Consider the following 21,037-nt stretch of genomic DNA (forward strand, 5'->3'; position numbering starts at 1 on the left):
TCGCCCTTCTTTTAATATGTGCATATTACACATATGGAGATAGAAATGACAGAGCAATTTGCAGCCGATGTGCTGATTTGCGGTGCGGGTGCGGCCGGCCTAGCGCTGGCCATCGATTTGGCAAGGAGGGGAATTTCCTTCCGCCTGATCGAAAAGATGGAAGGGCCTTTCCGTGGTTCGCGCGGCAAGGGTATTCAGCCGCGAACCCAGGAAATCTTCGAGGATCTCGGCATTCTCGACCGGGTCGTCGCGGCCGGCGGCCTCTATCCACCCGAGCGGCGATATCGCGACGACGGCAGTTTTACCGAGTCCGACATCACCGAGCATGAGGACCCCACACCAGCAGAACCTTATCATCTGCCGCTGATGATACCGCAATTCCTAACCGAAAAGGTGATGCGCGAGAGGTTGCTTGAGCTTGGCCATAGGCCGCAATTCGGCTGCGAACTGGTTGGTTTCGAGCAGGACCCGAGAGGCGTGACGGCGCGTCTCTCGGGCAAGGCTGGAGAGGAAACTCTCCGCGTGCGCTGGCTCGTCGGCGCCGATGGCGGCCGCAGTTTCGTTCGCCATGCCGTCGATATCGACTTTCCGGGCAAGACCCTCGGCGTCCGTGCGATCGTGGCCGATGTCATTTTGACCGGTCTCACGCGCGATGCCTGGCATCGCTTCAACGACGGCGACATGTCGCGGCAGATCATGTTCTGCCCGCTCGCCGGGACCGAGATGTTCCAGATACAGGGGCCGATCCCTCTTGACGGTGATATCGACCTCTCTGCCGAAGGGCTCGAAGCCATGGTGGCGGAGCGCACCCGGCGCGACGATATCCATATACAATCCGTGTCGTGGTCGTCGGCCTACAACATGAATGCGCGTCTGGCCGATCGATACCGTGTCGGTCGCGTGTTTCTCATCGGTGATGCCGCCCATATTCATCCACCGACCGGCGGCCAGGGTCTCAATACCAGCGTGCAGGATGCCTATAATCTTGGATGGAAGCTGGCTGCGGCCGCCAATGGAGCCGACGATAAGCTGCTCGACAGCTATGAGGAGGAGCGTCAGCCCATCGCGGCAGCGATGCTCGGTCTGTCGACAAGGCTTCTCGATGACCAGAAACAGGGCAAGATGCGGCGCGGTCGCGAGGTGCGTCAGCTCGATATAGGTTATCCTTCGTCCTCGCTCGCGCTCGAAACGCTGGGGCGCAGCGGTCGCCTGTCCGCCGGCGACCGAGCCCCGGATGCGCCGATCCGCGGCGTTGCCGGCCAGCCGAAACGGCTGTTCGATCTATTCCAAGGCGCGCATTGGACATTGCTCGGCTACGGGGTGCAGCGGGGATCGGTGCCGCCGCGCGCGGGCCTGCATATTCATACTTTCGGCTCGTCAGGCGACATGGTCGACGCCGAGGGCCATCTTCGCGACATCTACGCGCTATCCTGCGGCGAATGGGTGCTTGTGCGGCCGGACGGATATATTGGCGCGATCGCTGCGGCCGACGACATTGCGATGCTGGAAGGCTATTTCGCGCAAGTGGGGCTTGGTTCGGCGGATGCGTGGCGTGCCTAACGCAACGGCCGGGTTATGCCGATTGAACTGCCTGAGCCGGGCGCGTGGCCCGGTCAGTCCGCCGCCTCCAGCCAAAGGTGCTTGATAGTCCGCGCCTCGTTCCCCGGCTTGTCGGCGAAGACCCAGCGGGCTCGGTCCAGCGCCTCCTCGCGCGCGGTCTGCTGCCGGGAAATGATCGCTTCCAGCAGGCGGGCGTGATCGTCGTTTCTTTCGAAGAGATGCGGCTCGCGGTCCGCGACATCGGCCAATATCGACATGTCGAGATAGCGGCCGAGCACGTCGACCAAGGCCTTGGCCTCCAGCTGCTTGGCATGCATGGCGGCCGGCCAGACATCGCGCAGCAGCATGTGATGCATCCAGTAGTCCTGGCTGCGTTTGCGCAGATCATGAAAGCTCTCGACGTGCGCCGCTTCGGCATGGCAGTCGGACAGCGCCTCTATCGCCTTGCGGACGTTCTTGCGCCAACTTTTTTGAAAGAGACGGGCCGTGTCGCGGCGGCCGCAGTTGAAGGATATTTCCTTCAACGCCTCACGTGCCTCCGCACATGTGGCGACTGCTGCTCGTGCCTTGTCTTCGAGATCTGTTTCGGCTTCCGCCATACGGTCGCGTCTCGCGGTCAGTAGATCGCTCACGCGAGCCAGCGCATGCAGTTCCTCCGCCGATGCAGCGGTTGCCTGCAGATAATGGCTGATCTCGATCAACGCGGTTGCGTCGCGCACCCCGGAAAGTGTGAGCGCTACATTCCGAAGCCGGTCATTTTCCCGCTGCTGAAATTCGCGCGCGACCGGAGCTATCAACCGGTAGAGCGCCCGCACGCGCTTGATATTCTTGCGGGCGGCGTGAACAGCTTCGTGCAGGCCCTGCGGTCTGTCCGTCAGTACGGCCATTGCCTTGCCGAGTTGATGCGCGGCTGCCTTGTGCACCTCGTCATCAAGGGCTCGGTCAGGCCGTATGCGATAGCTCATCGTACTCCTGCTCGAACTGCGTCGCGAGGGCCTGGTTGGAATAGCGGTATTCGCCTGTCACCTCACGTCCGATCCAGTCCGGCAGTTCCGGATTGTCGCTTTCGTCGTCCATTTCCACTTCGGCAATGACGAGGCCGCGATGGGCGCCGCGGAAGACATCCACTTCCCAGGTAAAGCCCTTGAACTGCACCTTGTGGCGGGTTTTCTCGATGACGAGGCCGATCGCCGTTTCCAGCAACTCCTCCGCATCGTCGACGGGGATCTCATATTCGAATTCGTCCCTGGTCATTGCCTTGCCGATCTTGATCGTCAAGGTTGCCTTGGTGTCGTTCGTCAGCCGTATGCGCACGGAACGGTCCGCCATGGAGGCAATATATCCCTGTCGCAGGATCAGCCGCTCCGAAACGGAATCACGCCAATGATCGCCGCGCACCAGAAACTTTCGCTCGATCTCTTTTGCCATGCGTTTGACATGCTCCACTGGCACAGACTGGAACAGCCTATAGCAAGTTGCCGGGATTTCCTACCCGTCGTATTTAAAGCGAGCTTTTGTCTCGACAAGCACCTTCGGGAAGGCTATTCGAAAGCCGGATTTCAATCGTTTTAAAAGGAGCGCACCGACCATGGGCGAGAAAACCGAGAAGCTTCTTTCCATTCTGAAACTGCAGCCCGTCGTTCCTGTGCTGATCGTCGATGATGCGAAATCGGCCGTGCCGCTCGCCCGGGCGCTCGTCGCCGGAGGCCTGAAGGCCATCGAGATCACGCTTCGCACCGCCGGCGCGCTCGATGCGATCCGTGCTGTTGCCGAAGAAGTCGAGGGTGCCGAAGTCGGCGCCGGCACGATCCTCAATGTCAAACAATGGGACGCGGCCGTCGAAGCCGGTTCCAAGTTCATCGTCAGCCCCGGCACGACGCAAGAGCTGCTCGATGCTGCGCGCGGCTCGCATGTGCCGCTGCTGCCGGGTGCCGCTACCGCAAGCGAAGTCATGGCGCTGCGCGAAGAGGGCTATACGGTGCTCAAGTTCTTCCCGGCCGAGCAGGCCGGCGGTGCTTCCTATCTCAAGGCTCTGTCGTCGCCGCTCGCTGGCACGGTCTTCTGCCCGACCGGCGGCATCTCGCTGAAGAACGCTCACGACTACCTGTCACTGCCGAACGTCATCTGCGTCGGCGGCTCCTGGGTTGCGCCGAAGGAACTCGTTGCGTCAGGCGATTGGGCCGGGATCACCAAGCTCGCCGCAGAGGCAGCAGCACTCAAAGGCTGAGACGGGAGCCTGTCGAATTCGATTTGAAAGGCGCGTGGAGCTTTCCGCGTGCCTTTTTGCATGATGTGGATTGGTATTTGCGGTTGCGCTTCCTATCTCCCCTTCACCATCACAAGGACGGAGGACCATCCATATGATCGACGCCCGCAAGCTTCTTGACCAATTCCTGGGATCACAGGTTCCAGGAATGCAAGGAACGGTGAAAGACAGGGCAACCCAGGCCATCAATCTCGCCAGGGACAATCCCATGGCGACGAGCGCGATTGCCGGTGTGCTGCTCGGCACGAAGACCGGGCGTCAGGTCGCCGGCAATGCGCTGGCGCTCGGTGGCCTCGCTGCCATCGCAGGCCTCGGCTATCAGGCCTACAAGAATTATCGCGATGGCAACCAGCCTCAGCCGGCGCCGCAATCCACGCCTCAGGCCGAGCCGCAATTTCTGCCGCCGCCGACAGATTCAGGTTTCAGCACATCGCCGGCGGTTGCCAGCAATGATTTTACGCTTTCCCTGGTGCGCGCCATGATCGCGGCTGCCCGCGCCGATGGACATATCGATGATACCGAACGTCAGCGTATTCTCGGCAAGGTTCAGGAGGCCGGCGTCGGGGCCGAGGCGGAAGCTTTCTTCCAGCGCGAGCTCGCCAATCCCGTCGATCTCGATGCCATCGTCGCTTCGGCGAAGACCGAAGAACAGCGCGTGCAGGTCTATACCGCGTCGCGACTGGCGATCGAGCCGGATTCACGGGCCGAGCGCGGTTATCTCGATCTGCTGGCTGGAAGGCTCGGCCTAGCCGATGCGCTGGTCGATCATATCGAAGCGACGGTTGCGGGCGCCAAAGTTCAGCTGTGATTGATAGGGCCGGTTGCCTTTGATTGGCAGCTGGCCTAAGCCTTCGCCGGAACTCATGTCAGGGCGTCAAGGATGGCTACATTGACGGACAAGAAAAGCGAAACCCGCTCGGCGGCAATTGCAGCCGGCGTTATTCTGTTGGTCGCAACAGCCGTGCTTTACCTGATGCCGAATGTCATCGTCTGGCTCGGCTCGATCTCGCCATGGCTCGGCACTGGTTTTGGCGTGCTGGTCATCCTGGCCTTCTTCTTCGTGTTCTGGATGCGAGCGCGCTATCAGCGGCGCAATGGGCCGTAAGCTCCGAGGCAAGGCTCTCTTCTGAATTCTTTCGGAAAATCGCTCAGTTCTGCAGCGAGGCCCCGAGTAGAATGATGCCCGTGCAGATGACGAGCAGTGCGCCCAGAATCTCGATGCCGTTGCCGACCAAAACCGAAAGTCTCGAGCCCTTGCCGGTGAAGCGGACGGCGGTGCCTTTCGCGAAGACGGCGATGATGGCAAGCAGCGAGACGGTGAGCGCCGTGCCGATGGACATGGCGAGGACCGATAGCAGACCGCCGAGATAGAGCCCGTTCAGCATCGAAAAGGTCATGACCAGCAGCGCGCCGGAGCACGGGCGCAGTCCGACGGCGGCGATCGCGGACCAGGCCTCGCGGGCACTGAACTTTTCGTTCGACAACATCTTCGGATCGGGAAGATGGGCGTGGCCGCAGGTCTCGCAGTAAGCGCCGTCGCCGGTCGTATGGGCGGGATCATAGCATTGATAGCCGCCGCCAGCGCGTATCGCGGCGCTGCTGCGCGCAAAACCTCTTGCCGAATCCGTGCCCGTTGCGGCTCCCTCGAACAGCGAGAGGCTGATTGGACCCGCCGATGTCGCAAGCTGCATTTCCTGATGCTGCGCCCGGCTCTGCATCATCGCCCGCAGCTTGCGGAACAAAAGCCAGCTGCCGAACAGGATGACCATGACAAAGCTGGTGATCTCCATGGCATTGGTCGCCATCGTCATGGTGATGCCTGAACCGCGCAGGACAAAATAGGCGGCGCCAACGACAAGGACGGCGACGAGGCCCTGGATGAGGGCGGAGACGAAGGAGATGCCGATGCCGCGCTTCAGCTCGATCTCGTTGGCGACCATGTAGGAAGAAATCACCGCCTTGCCGTGGCCGGGGCCGGCGGCATGGAAGATGCCATAGGCGAAGGAGAGGCCGATCAGCGTCCAGAGCTGCCATGGGTCCTGGCGCATGGCTTCGATGGACTTGGTGAGCGCACGGTAGAAAGCCTGCTGCTCGTAGTTCACATAGAGGAAGATCGGCGCAAGCGGCCCGCCCATCGGCTGGAAGCTCGGCTCGGCCGTGCCGATGCCAAGTGGCGAGCCGGCGGCATGGGCGAAGCTGGCTGCCGCGAGAAGCGCGAGCATTACAGCCGGAACGAGCTTTCCTGGTCGCGAAATCAGCATTGCACATCTATCCGCGTTGCAAAGAGTTTCGACATGGTCGTTCCCGTCGGATCGTTGAAGAAGGCATCCGTCAAGGTGGACTTGTTCTCGGCAATGACTTCATCCGGATTGGGCCGGACGACCTTATGCGTGCAGCTTTTGAAGGCGTCGCCCTCCGTCACCAATTCATTGTCGCTCGGGAAATCGACCGAGGTATAGAGCGTCGGGTCGTAGATGCCGAAGCTCAGCGTGTTGCCCTTGGCGAGCGGCATCGGCTCGGCCGGCTTGACGGCGAAGAACATCAGGAGCTGGCCGTCGCGGAAGTCGACATTGATGACATCGGGCTTGTTCACCTTGATTGCTTTGCCATTGAGCGTCAGGTTCGCATAATAATCGTAGTCCGCCAGAGACTCGCGCACCGTCTTGCCAACCTCTTTCAGCTCGTCGGGATCGAGCTTGAGGTTTGTGTTCTTGTCGAAATCCATGAGGACGGAGGAGGAGAACACTTCGTCGAAACGCCAGACATTGCGCAGTTCCTGCACATTGCCATCCGCGCCGGCCAGCACTTCCAGGCGGGCTTCCACGAAAATATGTGGATGCGCCGATGCTGTGGCCGGCACGAGCAACAGGCCGCCGGTCAGGGCAACAGCGTAGGCGGTCGTGGATTTTCTCATGCGTCCGATAGATTTCGCGAGCATTGATTCACTTCGTTTTCTGGTCAGGAAATGAGACGGAATTGGGACCGGCCAACCAACCTCGGCCGTTCAGCCGTTCTTGCGGAACCAGTTGTGCAGGTAATCCACAAAGATGCGCACCTTGGCGGGTAGGTAGCGGCGATGCGGATAGACGGCATAGATGCCGCGATCCGTCGGCAGGTAGTCGTTGAACAGCGTCAGCAACTGTCCGCTTTCGATCGCCTTGCGGCCGATGAAATCCGGGACAATAGCAACGCCGAGATCGGCGAGTGCTGCACGCAGCGTCGCATGCGGGCTATTGACCTCGAGCGTGCCGTTGATGGCGACGTTGAAGGTCGTGCTGTCGGCATCGACGAAGCGGATGTTGCCCTGCGAGCGGGTGTTGGTGTCGATGATGAAGGGAATGCGCGTAAGGTCAGTCGGATGTTCCAGCGTCGGATAGCGGTCGAGGAACTCTTGCGTCGCGCAGAGATGGACGCGGAAATCGGAAATCTTGCGGGCGATCATGCCGGAGTCTTCGAGCTTGGTGATGCGGACGGCGACATCGAAGCCTTCCTCGATGAGGTCGACGAAACGGTCGTCGGCGGCGATTTCCAGCGAGAGATCGGGATTCTCCTTGGCGAAGTCGATCAGCGACTGTCCGACATCGGCGTCGACGAAGGTGCGCGGCACGGAAACGCGCAGCCGACCTTTGAGCTGCTGATTGTTCTCGCGCACGAGATCGGCGAGATTGTCGATCTCCTTCAGGATATCGGAGGCGGTGCGATAATAGGTATGACCGGCCTCTGTCATGGAGAACTGACGCGTGGTGCGATTCAAGAGCAGCGCGCCCAGCTCGTCTTCCAGTTCGCGGACATATTTCGACAGCAGTGCCTTGGAGCGGCCGGTCTTGCGCGCAGCCGCCGAAAATCCCTCGGCTTCGACCACGTCGATAAAGGCGCGAATCCGGGTCAAAGTGTCCATGCTGAAGCCTCCCGCTAACTGTTTCCGGATGTTGAACAAAATGCTTTGATTTGTTCAATTATTTTTTTCGGGCATGGCTGAAAAATTTTCTTGATTATTACGGCGAATATTCCTATTTCCCGATCAGCCCAAAGTCGCACGTGCCCGTGGGTGTCCGCCGATCCTCGATGTGGTGAGAAAATCGGTAAGGTACCTGGAACTAACCCCTCCAGTCGCTATTTCGGCCAACCGAAAAATGCGAGGACATCTGAAGCAACGACGGTGCGGGCCTTTTTGTTCTCTCCCGGCTTTCCATCAGCCGGGGATACTGAAGAGGCACACCTTCATTGCCGGAAGTGCGGTTGGGATACTCCCTCCAATCCATGGCAGACAAAGCGAATTAGCGCCGCTTGCGGCACTCGTTCATCATCCGCGCTTCGCGCATTTGCACGGTACCGGGGTCTCCACCGGCTGGTTCCTGAGCGAGTGAGCGTCGCCCTTTGTCCTCTGGGTTTTCCCCGGAGCCTTTGGAATTGAAAGGGAATTGACATGACCACGCAACGTATTCGCGATTTCCTCGCTACCCGACGTCCGGACGGTCCTTGCCTGGTGGTCGATCTCGATGTCGTCCGCGACAATTTTCACGCCTTCCGCCATGCCATGCCGGACAGCGCCATCTACTACGCCGTCAAGGCCAATCCGGCTCCGGAAGTGCTGCGCCTGCTCGCAAGCCTCGGCTCCAACTTCGATTGCGCGTCCGTCGCTGAAATCGAAATGGCGCTCGATGCCGGCGCGACTGCGGCCCGCATTTCTTTTGGTAACACCATCAAGAAGGAGCGCGATATCGCCCGTGCGCATGCACTCGGTATCAACCTCTTCGCCGTCGACAGCCATGAGGAAGTCGAAAAGATTTCCCGTGCCGCCCCCGGCGCCCGCGTGTTCTGCCGCGTGCTGACGGATGGCGAAGGCGCCGAGTGGCCGCTGTCACGCAAGTTCGGCTGCGTTCCGCAGATGGCCGTCGACGTTCTCGTCTATGCCCATCAGCTGGGTCTGGAATCCTACGGCGTGTCTTTCCACGTCGGCTCGCAGATGACCAAGGTTGATGCCTGGGACGATGCTCTCGCCGATGCCAAGCGCGTTTTCGTCTCGCTCGCCAAGCAGGGCATCCACCTGCAGATGGTCAATATGGGCGGCGGTTTCCCGACCAAGTACCTGCGCGACGTTCCCTCCGCCGAAGCCTATGGCAAGGCGATCTTTGCGTCTCTGCGCGCCCATTTCGGCAACCAGATCCCGCACACGATCATCGAGCCGGGTCGCGGCATGGTCGGCAATGCCGGCGTGATCAAGGCTGAAGTCGTCCTGATTTCCAAGAAGTCGGACAACGACGCCGCTCGCTGGGTCTTCCTCGACATCGGCAAGTTCGGCGGTCTGGCTGAAACCATGGATGAGGCGATCCGCTATCCGATCCGTACGACGCGCGATAGCGACGAAATGGAGCCTTGCGTCATCGCCGGCCCGACCTGCGATTCGGCCGACGTGCTCTACGAGAAGAACCTCTATCCGCTGCCGGTGTCGCTCACCATCGGCGACGAGGTCCTGATCGAAGGCACCGGCGCCTACACCACGACCTACTCGGCTGTGGCATTCAACGGTTTCGATCCGCTGAAGGCCTATATCATCTGAGGTCTGACATAGCCGCCCCCGTAGCCAGCCGGGGCGGCCCACTCACAATTCCCTTTAGCACCGCTGATAACGGTATTGGGCACGGGAGGCCGAGATGGCCGCTGTTCTTGATTCTGTCCGCGCATTCTTTGCGCCGTCCACTTTCACCCTCGACCTGGAAAATGCAGGCGATGTCGTTGCGCGCGAAAACCTTCTGGATCGCGCCATGGGTCCCGACCGCCGCAAGAAGTCGTCCGAGAAGCTCCGTCAGGGCCGCGTGCCGGCTGAGGGCCTGGCACTGGTCGCGCGCGATCGCGCCGGCCATGTTATCGGCACGGTTCGCCTCTGGAACGTCGAAGCCGGCGTCGATCGCGAAACCCGTCCGGTCGATGCGCTGCTGCTCGGCCCGCTGGCGATCGATCCCGCCTATGAAGGCAAGGGCATCGGCTCGGCGCTGATGCGCGCAGCCATCATGGAAGCCAAGAAGCGTGGCCACGGCGCGATCCTGCTCGTCGGCGATGCGCCTTATTACGAGCGTTTCGGCTTCTTTGCCGCAAAGACCCGCCATCTTGTCATGCCGGGTCCATTCCAGCGCGAGCGCTTCCTGGCTCTCGAGCTCAAGGAAGGCTGGCTCGATAGTGCCGCCGGCATGATCGTCGCCAGCGGCCGCAAACTGGCCCAGCCGCCGATAGCAAAAGCCGCATAAAGCGCCCAAACGTCCCGAAGTATCATAAGGCTTCCGCCCGTCCGGACGGAGGCCCTTTTATTTGGCTGCCTTCACGCTGTCTTTCGCCGGGTCGTATCCATCCGTCAGCGTTTTCAGGAAGGCGACGACATCGGCGATCTCGGCATTAGTCAGCGCAGGGGCATCGCCGAGCTTGCGGTTCATCGGCGCGTCGATGACATCGATATTGGCCTGATACCGCGCCGGCAAGTCATCATATTTTAGCACCTTGCCGCTTGCATCCTTCGGATAGATTTCCTTCGGATTGGTATCGCGCTTGACGTAGAAGCGGGTGACATCCTCCAGTGTGCGGTAGACGCCATTGTGGAAGAAGACGTGGCGGGTGGCGACATTGCGCAGCGTCGGCGTCTTGAAGAGCCCGCAATTCTGCTGCTCGGCGGAGTGGGTATCGTTGCGTAGCGGGCCGCAAATGCCGGTGTCATAGTAATGCGCATCGGCATTGGCCGGAATGGCTGGGTTGCGAGGCACGCCCAAAGCCTCGAATTCGAAATCGGTGAAATTCGGCATCTGCCCGTCGCCGGTCATCTTGTCGAGATGGCAGGAGGCGCAATTGCCCTTGTTCGCGTCGTCGAACAACTTCAGACCCCGCGCTTCCACATCCGTCAGCACCGCCTTGCCGCGCAGATAGTAGTCATACTTGCTGGTATAGGGATGGAAGGAGTTTTCCTCGATCTGGTAGCGGGCGAGCGCAAAGCCGATCTCGGAGATCGTCATGTCCTGATCGTTGAGGATATTGTCGCCGAAGAGCGCCGAAATATCCTTGCCGTATCCCTTCTTCAGCTTGGCATAGACGGTGGCCGTATCGGCATTCGCCATTTCGAAAGGCGAGATCATTGGCTGCAGGGCTTGTTCCTCCAGCGAATCGACGCGCCCATCCCAGAACATGCCGCCCTGCGGCACGAGGTTTGTCGCAGCTGCATCGGCCTTGACAACGGCCTGTGCCGTTAGCGGACCAACAACGGCGGCGGGGGCATTGGCGAGAGCCACGCCCGATGCCTCGGTCATCGGCGAGGCTTCCGCCGCTTCGTCGGCAGCGCTCTCTTCTCCGATCGAGAAGGAAGGCGTCGAAATCTTGTAGGCGAGGCTGGGCACCGCACGGATGCCCGGCTGATCGAGATGCGGGCCACCGAGCTGGACGGCGAGGCCATTGGCCGGCGCATAGTGATTGGCCGGATCGTGGCAAGTCGCGCAGGACATCTGGCCGCCGCCCGAGAGCGACGGATCGAAAAACAGTTTCTTGCCAAGTTGCGCAACCGCGCTCAGCGGTGCTTGGTCATCATAGCCGTCAGTCGCTGTGACGTTTATGGCCGACTCGCTTGCCATGCCCACAGCCGCACCCGCGAGCGAGAGGCCCGCGAGTGCGAGGAGCGGCGGGAGACGGCGATAGGTCAGGGACATTTCCGTCTCCCTTATGGTTTTACGATGCCGGATTGCCGGTTTTCGGATCGAGGAGCAGCTTCGGCACGTCACCCTTGGACCAGTCGAACATGGTGTTCAGCGAGCCCGAGAGCACATCGAAGGAGCCGCCGCCGAGGCGGGCGCCGGCCATCCAGTTGTCCTCAATGAAGCGCATAACGGAGGTCTGATCGGTCAGCGTGTGGTCGACAAAGTTGACCTTGGCATAAGGCGAAATCACGAGTAGCGGCTGGCGTGTGCCGTAGCCGCAGCGTCCCTGTGCCGGCTGGCCGTTGACGCCGGGCAGGGCAGTGCCGGTGGAACAGCTGTCGCCGCTCAGCACGTCGTAGCCTTTGACGGGGATTTTCGATGGATTGACGACCGCATGGGCATGGTCATACCAGCCGTCGGAATCGTCATAGAGGATGACGATGGCTGTGTCCTTCCAATCCAGCGAATTCTGCACGCTGTTGACCACTTGAGTGACGAACTCCTGTTCGTCGAGAGGGTCGGAATAGCCAGCATGGCCGTCCTGATAGGCAGGTGCCTTCAGGAAGCTGATCGTCGGCATGTTGCCGTTCTTCAGCGCCGCATAGAAGTCGGTCATGTCATACTGGTGATTGGCCGCATCGGTCGTCCCGATCGCCGCTACCGAAGAGGGGCGCGCATGCGTCGGGTTGGCGGTAGAGGCATAGTACTGGAATGGCTGGTGATGCGGAATGTAGTCGGTGTAATTGACCTTGGTGATGGTCGACGTGGTCGCGCGCTTGCAACCTGTCGTGCCGTCCGGGTTGGTCGCCGTCAGATCGAAACCGCCCTCGAAGAAGCCCCAGGTGATCTTGTGCTCGTTCAGCATATCGCCGATGTTCTTGCCATACATCAGTGCCGTCTGGCCGACCGAGCAGACGTCGCCGGTCGGATCGAAGTCGCTGATTGCGGTCCAGCCGCCATTGCCGTCGGGCACGATGCGGCCCTTGGAATAGGTGCCGTCACTTTCCAGCGTATAGCCGGGCGGCAGGATGGCGCCGTTGGTCTGGCCGGAGATGAGGTTCAGCGCGCCGGGGGTCGAGGGGCCGAAATTGGTGGAGTAGGAATTGTCGCTCAGCGCATAGTGCTGGGCATAATTCCAAAGGGCCGTGACGGTGTTGCCGTCGTAATAGCCCATGACCTGCCCCTTGGTGCCGAAGGCGCCGGCTGCACCCTTGGTGCCGCGGCCGGTGTTGGCCGGGAAAAGGTCCATGGCGAAGTTGTTGTAGGCGGCCTGTTCGGCGGTATAGCCATGGTTCTGTGACTGGGTTGCCGCCTGCGTACGATCAAGCCGGAAGGGGGCAGCCGCATCGGCGCCGTTTGCCGTGTTGGTCTTGTTCGGATTGTTGTCGAGAAGACCGGCATTGGCGAGCGTGTTGATATCTGTCGGCGTGTTGTCGGCCGCCTTGAACGCCGGTTCGCCGTCGACATTCGCTGCCTTGGGGTAGGTCGCGAAATAATGGTCGAAGGAGACGTTTTCCTGGAAGATCACGACAAGATGCTTGATGGGAGTCGCAGTATTCGGTGCTGGACTCACGTCAGCGGCACCGGCGGCGGAACAGCGCAGAACAAGGCCAAGCGCGCTGCCGGCTATAAGGGCGGCGCGACGTGAAAGACTGGTCATCTTCATATCCTCTTCGAGTGGGGGCATTGCTCCGGCGCATTTGCGCCACGCCGGGCATAGAGAACCCTTTCGAGCTATCAATCGAGTATGACAGTTCCATGAAGGGTGGGGAGAGGGAATACCGCTCTCGCTGCCTTGTTTCCGGCAATCGATTGATTCTGCTGTGTCGGGCAGAGAGAATGGGGAAGGTGCCAGGCCTCGTGTCTAGGATGCTACCTTATGCCACGGGTAGGGGCCACCACGCGCTCACGGTTCGAGACGGCCCGATAAGCCTCAAGGCGGCCACCGTCTCTCGATGATCTAGATATTCTGGTCCATCGTTTCGGCCGGAATCTCGTCGGCACGATGGATGCGCACGACCACGGCCGGGACGCCGGCGACAGTGCAATGCGGCGGCACGGGTTTGACCACGACGCTGCCCGCGGCAACCTTGCTGAAGGCGCCGACTTCGATGTTGCCGAGGATCTTCGCGCCGGCGCCGATCATGACGCCGTGGCGGATCTTCGGGTGACGGTCGCCGCTTTCCTTGCCGGTGCCCCCAAGCGTGACGTTCTGCAGGATGGAGACCTCATCCTCGATGACGGCGGTTTCGCCGATGACGATGCCCGAGCCGTGGTCGAGCATGATCGAGGTGCCGATCTTCGCGGCCGGGTGAATATCCGGGCCGAAGACGAGCGAGGCGAGATTGGAGAGCCAGCTTGCGATTTCCTTGCGGCCCTCCGTCCAGAGCGCATGGGCGATGCGGTGTGTCTGCAGGGCATGGAAGCCCTTCAGGTTCAGAAGCGCATGCAGGTAGGTGGTGCAGGCCGGGTCGCGGGTTCGCACGGCAACGAGATCCGCTTCGGTCGCCTGCAGGATGGCAGGATATCGCGCCAGCACGTCGGACAGCAGCGAAAGCATGTCGCCATGCTCGATCCTGACAACGCAGAGCCGTGCCGCCAGTACGTTGGCAAGGCTTTCAGCATCAGAGATTCCGCCAAGCAATTGCGCCTGCAGCAAAGGAGCGAGCGTCGGCTCGCGCGCAGCAAGCTCGGCTGCTTCGCAGCGGATCACATCCCAGACGTTTTCGGCTGGGGCAGGTATATCGCCGGCGATTGCCGTTCCTGGCTGGGGCATGATCCTGTCTTTCTGCATCTCATTGTTTTCACGCAATACCGGACGGAAAACCGCTGCGCACTTTTCCTGGAATCGCTTTAACCGGAGATATCCACGACGCCGCAGTCGCCGGCTTCGGAGGCGAAGGCGAGCAACTTGCCGGACTTGCTCCAGCTCATCGATGTGATCGCACCCTTGCCGGGCCGGCGCAGAAGCGCTTCCTTGGCGTCGCCGATGCGGACCGCGAGGATCATACCATCGATGAAGCCGATGGCGAGAATATCCTCGACGGGATGGAATTTCACCGAGGTCGCCATGATGTTGGCGCGTGTGCCGAGCTCCAGCGGCGCCTTGCCCATCGGGCCATCCTTGCCCTGGAAGGGCCAGACGATCGCGGCCGGTGCGCCCGACGAGGCGAGCCACTTGCCTTTGTTTGACCAGGAGAGCGACTTCACCTTGGCGGGATAGCCGGTCATGCGCATGTGTCGGGCTTCAGCGCCGGGCTTCGCATCCATCTTCCAGCCGTGCAGGGCATTTTCCTGCATGGTCGTGACGATGAACTGGCCATCGGGCGAGAAGGTGACGCTGGTGTGGGCACCCTTCCATTCGAGATTGACCGGCGGGGCGCTCATGCCCACCCAATGCAGGGATACGCCGTTATAGCGGGCGACGGCGATCCTCAGGCCCTTGGGCGCGAAGGCGATGCCTTCGACCGTGCGCTCTTCCGGGAACTCTTTCGTCGTCCCGTCAGAGAGCCGTACGAAAGTACTCTTGCCATAGGAATAGGCGACGGCGCCTTGCGGGCCGGCTGCAAGCTGGCTGATCCATTTGCGCGGCGCTTCGGCGAGCACCGTCGTGCTGCCGTCCGCGGCAATCCGGAGAACCTTGCCGTCCTCGCCGCCGGAAATCAGGCTCTCGCTATAGGGATCGCGGATGCAGGTCAGCATCCCCTGATGGGCTTCGGTTATCTTCTCGCCGCCTTCGAGGCGGTGGACTGCGCCGGCAGCGCTGGCGAAGAAGGGGGTGTCACCTAAAAATTCGACGGCCAGAACGTGGCCGTCGATATCAAGCGGAGCGACAGTCGGCATCAGGCAGACGCCTCGCACGCCTTGAAGCTGGCTTCCAGCTTTTCGCGGTCGAGCTCGCGGCCGATGAAGACGAGGCGGCTTTCATGCTTCTCGCCGTCCTTCCAGGGGCGCTGGTGATCGCCTTCGATGATCATGTGGACGCCCTGAACGACGTAGCGTTCCGGATCGTCCTTGAAGGCGATGATGCCCTTGAGGCGGAGGATATTCGGGCCTTGGGTCTGCGTGACCTTCTGGATCCAGGGGAAGAAGCGCTCGGCATTCATTTCGCCGCCGCGCAGCGAAACCGACTGCACGGTGACATCGTGGATCGGCGAAGGCGCGTGGTGGTGATGATGGTCGTGATCGTGATCATGGTGGTGATGATCGTGGTCATGATCATGATGGTGGTGGTGATCATGATCGCAATCCGGGCCGCAGACATGATCCTCATGGCCGTGCTCGAGGAAATGCGGGTCGTTCTCGAGCGCGCGTTCCAGGTTGAAGGCGCCCTGGTTCAGGACACGGGCAAGATCGACGCCGGAGCGGGTCGTCTTGTAGACGCGGGCGGCCGGGTTGATCGCGTGGACGATGTCCTCGATCTGGGCCAGCTCTTCCGGCGTTACGAGATCCGACTTGTTGATGACGACGACGTCGGCAAAGGCGATCTGGTCTTCGGCTTCGCGGCTGTCCTTTAGTCGCAGCGGCAGGTGCTTGGCGTCGACGAGCGCGACGACGGCATCAAGCTCGGTCTTGGCGCGGACATCGTCGTCCATGAAAAAGGTCTGGGCGACCGGAACCGGATCGGCAAGGCCTGTCGTTTCGACGATGATGCCGTCAAAGCGGCCGGGACGGCGCATCAGGCCTTCGACGACGCGGATCAGGTCGCCGCGAACGGTGCAGCAGACGCAGCCATTGTTCATTTCGTAAATTTCTTCGTCCGACTCGACGATCAGGTCGTTGTCGATGCCGATCTCGCCGAACTCGTTGACGATGACGGCGTATTTCTTGCCGTGATTTTCCGAAAGGATGCGGTTCAGCAGCGTCGTCTTGCCGGCGCCGAGATAGCCGGTGAGAACGGTGACGGGAACGGGCTTTTGCGTGGCTGTTTCGGTCATGGGAGCCTCGAAATATGGAAGGTTGCCCCGGGGAGCAGATATTGGTCGGGTTCCATATAAGGAGTTGGAGACGTCAGTTCAAAGGCTTTTGTATGTTATAAGATCACATTGGATTGCGGAGAGGCGATTTGACGGCATAGTCACGACAGCGTCGACACATCGAAGCGGTCGACATCTTCAAGCAGTTCGACGAGACCTTTGACAGAGTGCGAGATCAGCCGTTCACCCTTCTCCGCCGTTGCGACGCCGGCATTGCCGGCGACACCTTGTGCGCTCAGATCGGACATCTTCCAGCCGAAAGCGTGAGGGCCGTAGGCGCGCAGATGTTTGAAGCCCTTGATAAACTCGGATTGACGCGATGGGAAATTCGCCGCCTTCGACATGTCCACCTTCTCCGGATGGAGGGCGAGCATGACCGATGTCTCGATATCGCCGCCGTGAATGTCGATGGCCTTGTCGTCCGGCGAGATCAGCCCGTCCGGCACGCCGAAACGCGTCCAGCTGGTGGCGACCGCCAGCATGTCGAAGCGCACGCGCGCTTCCGTCGCCACGATGGTCATCAGCGGCGAGTTGCCGCCATGGGCGTTCAGCATGACGAATTTACGAATGCCGAGATTGTTCATCTTCTCGGCAATGCCGAGCCACCGTCGAACAGCTTCGTCAAAAGCCAACGTCCGCGTACCGGCGACATCCATATGCTCGATGGAATAGCCAACCGGCTCGACGGCGAGAAAGGTGACCGGCAGGTTTGCCGGCAAGGCAACCTTGAGACGCGAGACGATTCCTCCCGCGATGAGCGCGTCGGTTTCGAACGGCAAATGTGGGCCGTGTTGCTCATAGGCGCCAAGTGGCAGTACGGCGATCCATTTTCTTCGCTCTTCGGGCGTCAATGTTTCATCATTGTCATCGAAACATGGCAAAGGATGCGCCATCTGAGGGTGTACCTCTTGTTTATGTCAGTAACCTGCGCAATGTCATAGCGTGATGACTTAGCGGCGAAAAGGTCAACGGAATCACGATGGGCAAAAAGAACAAGGTCGGGAAGAAAAGTAAGTCAGGTAAGAAGAAGGATCACCGGGACTACACGCTTGCCGATCTGTCGCCGGCCTTGACGCAGGCGGCGCGGTCCATGCGCACGGTGATGACGCGCAGCCTGACGGCGAGCGGCCTCTATGCCGGACAGGACGGTGTCATTCTTGCCCTGGCGGCAAGCGATGGTCTTCCGGCCGGTACGCTGGCCCAGAAGCTCGGCGTCAAGGCGCCGACGATGACGCGCACGATTGGCCGCATGGAGGCGCAAGGCTTTGTCGAACGGCGGCCGGATGCCGACGATGCCCGCCTGACCAAGGTCTATCTGACGGAAGCAGGGCGAAACAGCGTCAGTGAGATCGAAAGTTCGGCGGCAAGCTGCGATGAGCTTGCGACCCGCGGCTTCTCGGAAAAAGACATCCGCTCGCTTGTGCGCCTGCTTAAGACGATCGAGCATAATCTCCAGGCCGGCGACGATGGCGAGGATGAAGACGAATTCTGAGAATCCTCGAGAATTCGTGTTGCGCGGCGTGATTAAAGCTTTTAATTAAAGATTTTAAATTCCGGAATCGTAAAACGAACGGGATATGTTACGGCTGCGTTTCACGGGGAGGGCGCGCGTGGCGCAAAAGATAAAGCTTTCTACAATTGCGGAAACGCTGGGCATTTCAACGGCAACGGTATCTCTGGCCTTACGCGACAGCCCATTGGTTGCGGTCAATACCCGCGAGAAGATCAAAGACCAGGCCCGCGCGCTGGGCTATATCTACAATCGCCGCGCGGCGAGTCTGAGGACATCCCGATCGGGCATCATCGGTGTCGTTGTTCATGACATCATGAATCCTTTCTATGGGGAAATCCTGAAGGCGATCGAAAGCGAGCTCGATCGCAGTCGCCACACCTTCATCCTTTCCAATCACTATGATTCCGTCGAAAAGCAGCGGACCTTCATCGAGACGCTGCTGCAGCTCGGCGGTGACGGCGTCATCATGTCGCCGGCGATTGGGACGCCGCCGGAAGATTTCGAGTTGGCGGAAGAAAACGGCATGCCGGCTATCCTCGTCGCGCGACAGATCGAAGCACTGGATCTGCCGACTTTTCGCGGCGACGACAGCTACGGGATCTCCCTTGCGACCAATCACCTGATCAGCCTTGGCCACCGCTCTATAGCGATGATCGGCGGCACCGATCAGACTTCGACGGGGCGCGACCGCTATCAGGGCTATGTGAATGCGCTGCGCAAGGCGGCCATCGAGGTCGATCCCAATCTGCGTATTCCCGGCGCACGTTCCAAGCAGGGCGGCTTCGAGGCGGCAGTGCATTTCCTGTCGCTGCCGCAGAAGCCGACGGCGGCCGTCTGCTGGAATGACCTGGTCGCCATCGGTCTCATGAACGGCATTTCGCGCGCTGGCCTCGTTCCCGGGCGAGACATTTCGGTCACCGGCTACGACGATCTGGAGGAGGCGGCGATCGCAACGCCGGCGCTGACCACCGTCTGGAATGGTCAGGCCGAGGTCGGAAGGCTTGCAGCGCGCGCGCTTTTGGATAGGCTGGCGGGAAGCCATGAACCGGACGGTATTCATCTGATCAAGCCGGAAATGCGTATCCGCCAATCGACGGCGCCTTATAAAGCTCGCTAGCAGCGGTTCGGCGCCGAACTGTCTCTCAAGAGGAAAGAATCCATGTCAGATAGTCGCATCGCCGTCCTCGTTCCGGGGAAGATACACCCGCGTGTCCTCGAAAGGCTCGGAAAACAGTTCGATATCGTTTCCGTCGAACGCGATGGCGGTCCGAAGGTTGATGCGGAAACCGCGGCCCGCATCCGCGGCGTTGCCGTTGCAGGCAGCTTCGATGCCGGCTGGATCGATGCCTTTCCGAATGTCGAAGTCATCGCCAATTTCGGCGTCGGCTATGATGGCGTAGACGTCAAGCACGCCGCCTCGAAGGGGATCGTCGTTACCAATACGCCTGACGTCCTGAACGACGAGGTCGCCGATACCGCGATCGCCCTGCTGCTGAACACGCTGCGACAGTTTCCGAAGGCGGAGACCTGGCTGCGCGAGGGGCGCTGGGCAAAGGAGGGAGCCTTCCCGCTCTCGCCCTTTTCCATGAAGGGACGCCGCATCGGCATCAACGGTCTCGGCCGCATCGGCCTGGAAATCGCGAGAAGGCTGGAGCCGTTCAAGGTGAAGATCGGCTATCACACCCGCACGCCGCGCGATTCGCTACCCTATGACTACTATCCAACGCTGCTGGAGATGGCGCAGTCGGTGGACACGCTGATTTCGATCGTGCCGAAGACGCCGGAGACGCACAAGGTCATCAATGCGGACATCCTCTCGGCGCTTGGGCCGCAAGGTGTGTTCATCAATGTCGGCCGCGGCTGGTCCGTCGATGACGATGCGCTGATAACGGCCCTCGGCAATGGAACACTTGGCGCTGCCGGTCTCGACGTCTTCTACGACGAACCGAATGTCCCAGCCGGATATCTCTCGCTGACCAATGTTTCGCTGCTGCCGCATGTGGCCTCGGCCTCGGTGCCGACGCGCGATGCCATGGCCGATCTTGTTGCCGACAACGTCATCGAATGGTTCGCTAAGGGTGAGCCTGTGACGCCGGTGCCGGAAACGCCGGTCAAGCCGCGAGGCTGATCAGACGGCTTTTTGCTGATACGGAGCGGCCGCAGGTCGCTCCTTGCTCGCAGCATAGTCGCGCACCGCATCGCCGAAGGCGGTGAAGAGCTTCAATGATGGGGAATCCGTCTCCGCCCAATATTCCGGGTGCCATTGCACGCCGACGGCAAAGGCCTTGGCGCCGATAACGGAGACGGCCTCGATCGTGCCGTCTTCCGCGAGTGCCTCCACCTGCAGTCTCGGTGCCGTATCGGCGATCGCCTGGCGATGCAGCGAATTGACGCGCACTTCACCCGACCCAACGGCACGGGCGATGCAGGAGCCTTCCTTGACGAAAACGCTCTGGCGGATCGAATACATGGTATCGCGATCGACATTCGGCGGCTTGCGGTGATCCCAGATGCCCGGCTGGTCCTGGATTTCGCTGGCAAGCGTGCCGCCGAGCGCGACGTTCAGCTCCTGAATGCCGCGGCAGATAGCAAGCATCGGAATGGCGCGGTCGATCGCGCGGCGGATGAGCGGCAGCGATGTCGCGTCGCGCGCCGGATCGAAGGGGCCGTCGCTGTCCTTTGCCTCTTTTCCATAGAGAGACGGATGCACATTGGTCGCCGAACCGGAAACGAGCAGCCCGTCCACCCGGTCGAGAATGGCGTCCGCCTCGTTGCCGTCCTCCAGCGCGGGAACGATCAGTGCCATCAATCCCGCAGCCTTCACGGCAGCGCGTACATATTGCAGCTGCACCGCATGCCAGCTGGTGCCATCGAACTCGCGGATATCGGCGGGAATGGCGATGATCGGTCTGGGCATTCGAGGCTCCGGCAAGGGCGAAACGGTTGTATGGTAGGACCTCTGGACGATCACGATGTCAATCCAAAGGCATGTTATCCACGTCACGAATCTACGCGAAGACGGCGCAGGCAGCAACGTGCAGCGGCGTCCAAA

The 21,037-nt window shown here is 60.7% G+C and carries 21 protein-coding genes; 9 read left to right on the forward strand and 12 right to left on the reverse strand.

Annotation, left to right across the window (positions count from 1 at the left end):
* The first annotated feature begins 45 nt into the window (after positions 1–45).
* Positions 46–1,560, forward strand: coding sequence for an FAD-dependent oxidoreductase (locus FHT85_RS22195; protein WP_112410044.1), 1,515 nt, complete (start codon positions 46–48; stop codon positions 1,558–1,560).
* A gap of 53 nt (positions 1,561–1,613) precedes the next feature.
* Here FHT85_RS22195 and FHT85_RS22200 read toward each other — a convergent pair whose 3' ends face one another.
* Both FHT85_RS22200 and FHT85_RS22205 read right to left on the reverse strand, forming a co-directional pair.
* Entirely contained in the window at positions 1,614–2,525 is a 912-nt protein-coding gene (locus tag FHT85_RS22200) for a CHAD domain-containing protein (protein WP_112335182.1), read from the reverse strand.
* Complete coding sequence (locus FHT85_RS22205; RefSeq protein ID WP_112335181.1) at positions 2,503–2,988, reverse strand: CYTH domain-containing protein; 486 nt, start codon at positions 2,986–2,988, stop codon at positions 2,503–2,505. Before FHT85_RS22205 ends, FHT85_RS22200 begins: the two co-directional genes overlap by 23 nt.
* A gap of 160 nt (positions 2,989–3,148) precedes the next feature.
* On the opposite strand from FHT85_RS22205, the gene FHT85_RS22210 reads away from it, so the two are divergent.
* From FHT85_RS22210 to FHT85_RS22220, 3 genes are all read left to right on the forward strand, one after another.
* Positions 3,149–3,787: a 2-dehydro-3-deoxy-phosphogluconate aldolase gene (locus FHT85_RS22210; RefSeq protein ID WP_069613321.1), complete on the forward strand. Its 639-nt coding sequence runs from the start codon at positions 3,149–3,151 to the stop codon at positions 3,785–3,787.
* Between the two features lie 133 nt (positions 3,788–3,920).
* Entirely contained in the window at positions 3,921–4,634 is a 714-nt protein-coding gene (locus FHT85_RS22215) for a tellurite resistance TerB family protein (RefSeq protein ID WP_112335180.1), read from the forward strand.
* A gap of 81 nt (positions 4,635–4,715) precedes the next feature.
* The gene (locus tag FHT85_RS22220; protein WP_183774331.1) at positions 4,716–4,931 is read left to right on the forward strand and encodes a hypothetical protein; all 216 of its coding nucleotides are present in this window, start codon (positions 4,716–4,718) and stop codon (positions 4,929–4,931) included.
* Positions 4,932–4,974: 43 nt separating this feature from the next.
* Here FHT85_RS22220 and FHT85_RS22225 read toward each other — a convergent pair whose 3' ends face one another.
* From FHT85_RS22225 to FHT85_RS22235, 3 genes are all read right to left on the reverse strand, one after another.
* Positions 4,975–6,087: a nickel/cobalt transporter gene (locus FHT85_RS22225; protein WP_112410042.1), complete on the reverse strand. Its 1,113-nt coding sequence runs from the start codon at positions 6,085–6,087 to the stop codon at positions 4,975–4,977.
* The gene (locus FHT85_RS22230) at positions 6,081–6,740 is read right to left on the reverse strand and encodes a DUF1007 family protein (protein WP_183774334.1); all 660 of its coding nucleotides are present in this window, start codon (positions 6,738–6,740) and stop codon (positions 6,081–6,083) included. Before FHT85_RS22230 ends, FHT85_RS22225 begins: the two co-directional genes overlap by 7 nt.
* A gap of 90 nt (positions 6,741–6,830) precedes the next feature.
* Complete coding sequence (locus tag FHT85_RS22235) at positions 6,831–7,724, reverse strand: LysR family transcriptional regulator (RefSeq protein WP_112410041.1); 894 nt, start codon at positions 7,722–7,724, stop codon at positions 6,831–6,833.
* Between the two features lie 528 nt (positions 7,725–8,252).
* Here FHT85_RS22235 and odc2 point away from each other — a divergent pair.
* Both odc2 and FHT85_RS22245 read left to right on the forward strand, forming a co-directional pair.
* Positions 8,253–9,386: an ornithine/lysine decarboxylase gene (gene odc2, locus FHT85_RS22240; RefSeq protein ID WP_112410040.1), complete on the forward strand. Its 1,134-nt coding sequence runs from the start codon at positions 8,253–8,255 to the stop codon at positions 9,384–9,386.
* Between the two features lie 94 nt (positions 9,387–9,480).
* Positions 9,481–10,071: a GNAT family N-acetyltransferase gene (locus FHT85_RS22245; RefSeq protein WP_112410039.1), complete on the forward strand. Its 591-nt coding sequence runs from the start codon at positions 9,481–9,483 to the stop codon at positions 10,069–10,071.
* 57 nt (positions 10,072–10,128) lie between these two features.
* Here FHT85_RS22245 and FHT85_RS22250 read toward each other — a convergent pair whose 3' ends face one another.
* The 6 genes from FHT85_RS22250 to FHT85_RS22275 all read right to left on the reverse strand — a co-directional run bounded on the left by FHT85_RS22250 (position 10,129) and on the right by FHT85_RS22275 (position 17,365).
* The gene (locus FHT85_RS22250) at positions 10,129–11,508 is read right to left on the reverse strand and encodes a cytochrome-c peroxidase (RefSeq protein ID WP_112410038.1); all 1,380 of its coding nucleotides are present in this window, start codon (positions 11,506–11,508) and stop codon (positions 10,129–10,131) included.
* Positions 11,509–11,527: 19 nt separating this feature from the next.
* Positions 11,528–13,156, reverse strand: a complete 1,629-nt coding sequence (locus FHT85_RS22255; RefSeq protein WP_112410128.1) for a phospholipase C — start codon at positions 13,154–13,156, stop codon at positions 11,528–11,530.
* A 300-nt stretch (positions 13,157–13,456) separates the two neighbouring features.
* The gene (cysE, locus tag FHT85_RS22260) at positions 13,457–14,272 is read right to left on the reverse strand and encodes a serine O-acetyltransferase (protein ID WP_112410127.1); all 816 of its coding nucleotides are present in this window, start codon (positions 14,270–14,272) and stop codon (positions 13,457–13,459) included.
* Positions 14,273–14,349: 77 nt separating this feature from the next.
* Positions 14,350–15,339, reverse strand: coding sequence for a WD40 repeat domain-containing protein (locus FHT85_RS22265; protein WP_112335172.1), 990 nt, complete (start codon positions 15,337–15,339; stop codon positions 14,350–14,352).
* A complete protein-coding gene (locus tag FHT85_RS22270; protein ID WP_112335171.1) occupies positions 15,339–16,433 on the reverse strand; it encodes a CobW family GTP-binding protein in 1,095 nt (364 codons plus the stop codon). Before FHT85_RS22270 ends, FHT85_RS22265 begins: the two co-directional genes overlap by 1 nt.
* Positions 16,434–16,573: 140 nt before the next feature.
* Positions 16,574–17,365: a creatininase family protein gene (locus FHT85_RS22275; RefSeq protein ID WP_112410037.1), complete on the reverse strand. Its 792-nt coding sequence runs from the start codon at positions 17,363–17,365 to the stop codon at positions 16,574–16,576.
* An 86-nt stretch (positions 17,366–17,451) separates the two neighbouring features.
* On the opposite strand from FHT85_RS22275, the gene FHT85_RS22280 reads away from it, so the two are divergent.
* From FHT85_RS22280 to FHT85_RS22290, 3 genes are all read left to right on the forward strand, one after another.
* Complete coding sequence (locus tag FHT85_RS22280) at positions 17,452–17,964, forward strand: MarR family winged helix-turn-helix transcriptional regulator (RefSeq protein WP_106998929.1); 513 nt, start codon at positions 17,452–17,454, stop codon at positions 17,962–17,964.
* A 118-nt stretch (positions 17,965–18,082) separates the two neighbouring features.
* The gene (locus FHT85_RS22285) at positions 18,083–19,102 is read left to right on the forward strand and encodes a LacI family DNA-binding transcriptional regulator (protein WP_112335169.1); all 1,020 of its coding nucleotides are present in this window, start codon (positions 18,083–18,085) and stop codon (positions 19,100–19,102) included.
* 42 nt (positions 19,103–19,144) lie between these two features.
* Positions 19,145–20,113, forward strand: a complete 969-nt coding sequence (locus tag FHT85_RS22290; RefSeq protein ID WP_112410036.1) for a 2-hydroxyacid dehydrogenase — start codon at positions 19,145–19,147, stop codon at positions 20,111–20,113.
* Here FHT85_RS22290 and FHT85_RS22295 read toward each other — a convergent pair whose 3' ends face one another.
* Positions 20,114–20,902, reverse strand: a complete 789-nt coding sequence (locus FHT85_RS22295; RefSeq protein WP_112335167.1) for a gamma-glutamyl-gamma-aminobutyrate hydrolase family protein — start codon at positions 20,900–20,902, stop codon at positions 20,114–20,116. It lies immediately after the preceding gene.
* Positions 20,903–21,037 lie beyond the last annotated feature (135 nt).

Origin of the sequence: Rhizobium sp. BK312, from assembly GCF_014193605.1 — a bacterium.
Lineage (GTDB): Bacteria > Pseudomonadota > Alphaproteobacteria > Rhizobiales > Rhizobiaceae > Rhizobium.

Coding starts and splice junctions, on each gene's coding strand:
- FHT85_RS22245 (WP_112410039.1), top strand. CDS start 9,481: ATGGCCGCTGTTCTTGATTCTGTCCGCGCATTCTTTGCGCCGTCCACT.
- FHT85_RS22275 (WP_112410037.1), bottom strand. CDS start 17,365: ATGGCGCATCCTTTGCCATGTTTCGATGACAATGATGAAACATTGACG.
- FHT85_RS22230 (WP_183774334.1), bottom strand. CDS start 6,740: ATGAGAAAATCCACGACCGCCTACGCTGTTGCCCTGACCGGCGGCCTG.
- FHT85_RS22205 (WP_112335181.1), bottom strand. CDS start 2,988: ATGGCAAAAGAGATCGAGCGAAAGTTTCTGGTGCGCGGCGATCATTGG.
- cysE (WP_112410127.1), bottom strand. CDS start 14,272: ATGCCCCAGCCAGGAACGGCAATCGCCGGCGATATACCTGCCCCAGCC.
- odc2 (WP_112410040.1), top strand. CDS start 8,253: ATGACCACGCAACGTATTCGCGATTTCCTCGCTACCCGACGTCCGGAC.
- FHT85_RS22280 (WP_106998929.1), top strand. CDS start 17,452: ATGGGCAAAAAGAACAAGGTCGGGAAGAAAAGTAAGTCAGGTAAGAAG.
- FHT85_RS22215 (WP_112335180.1), top strand. CDS start 3,921: ATGATCGACGCCCGCAAGCTTCTTGACCAATTCCTGGGATCACAGGTT.
- FHT85_RS22200 (WP_112335182.1), bottom strand. CDS start 2,525: ATGAGCTATCGCATACGGCCTGACCGAGCCCTTGATGACGAGGTGCAC.
- FHT85_RS22195 (WP_112410044.1), top strand. CDS start 46: ATGACAGAGCAATTTGCAGCCGATGTGCTGATTTGCGGTGCGGGTGCG.
- FHT85_RS22225 (WP_112410042.1), bottom strand. CDS start 6,087: ATGCTGATTTCGCGACCAGGAAAGCTCGTTCCGGCTGTAATGCTCGCG.
- FHT85_RS22250 (WP_112410038.1), bottom strand. CDS start 11,508: ATGTCCCTGACCTATCGCCGTCTCCCGCCGCTCCTCGCACTCGCGGGC.
- FHT85_RS22265 (WP_112335172.1), bottom strand. CDS start 15,339: ATGCCGACTGTCGCTCCGCTTGATATCGACGGCCACGTTCTGGCCGTC.
- FHT85_RS22210 (WP_069613321.1), top strand. CDS start 3,149: ATGGGCGAGAAAACCGAGAAGCTTCTTTCCATTCTGAAACTGCAGCCC.
- FHT85_RS22255 (WP_112410128.1), bottom strand. CDS start 13,156: ATGACCAGTCTTTCACGTCGCGCCGCCCTTATAGCCGGCAGCGCGCTT.
- FHT85_RS22270 (WP_112335171.1), bottom strand. CDS start 16,433: ATGACCGAAACAGCCACGCAAAAGCCCGTTCCCGTCACCGTTCTCACC.
- FHT85_RS22235 (WP_112410041.1), bottom strand. CDS start 7,724: ATGGACACTTTGACCCGGATTCGCGCCTTTATCGACGTGGTCGAAGCC.
- FHT85_RS22290 (WP_112410036.1), top strand. CDS start 19,145: ATGTCAGATAGTCGCATCGCCGTCCTCGTTCCGGGGAAGATACACCCG.
- FHT85_RS22295 (WP_112335167.1), bottom strand. CDS start 20,902: ATGCCCAGACCGATCATCGCCATTCCCGCCGATATCCGCGAGTTCGAT.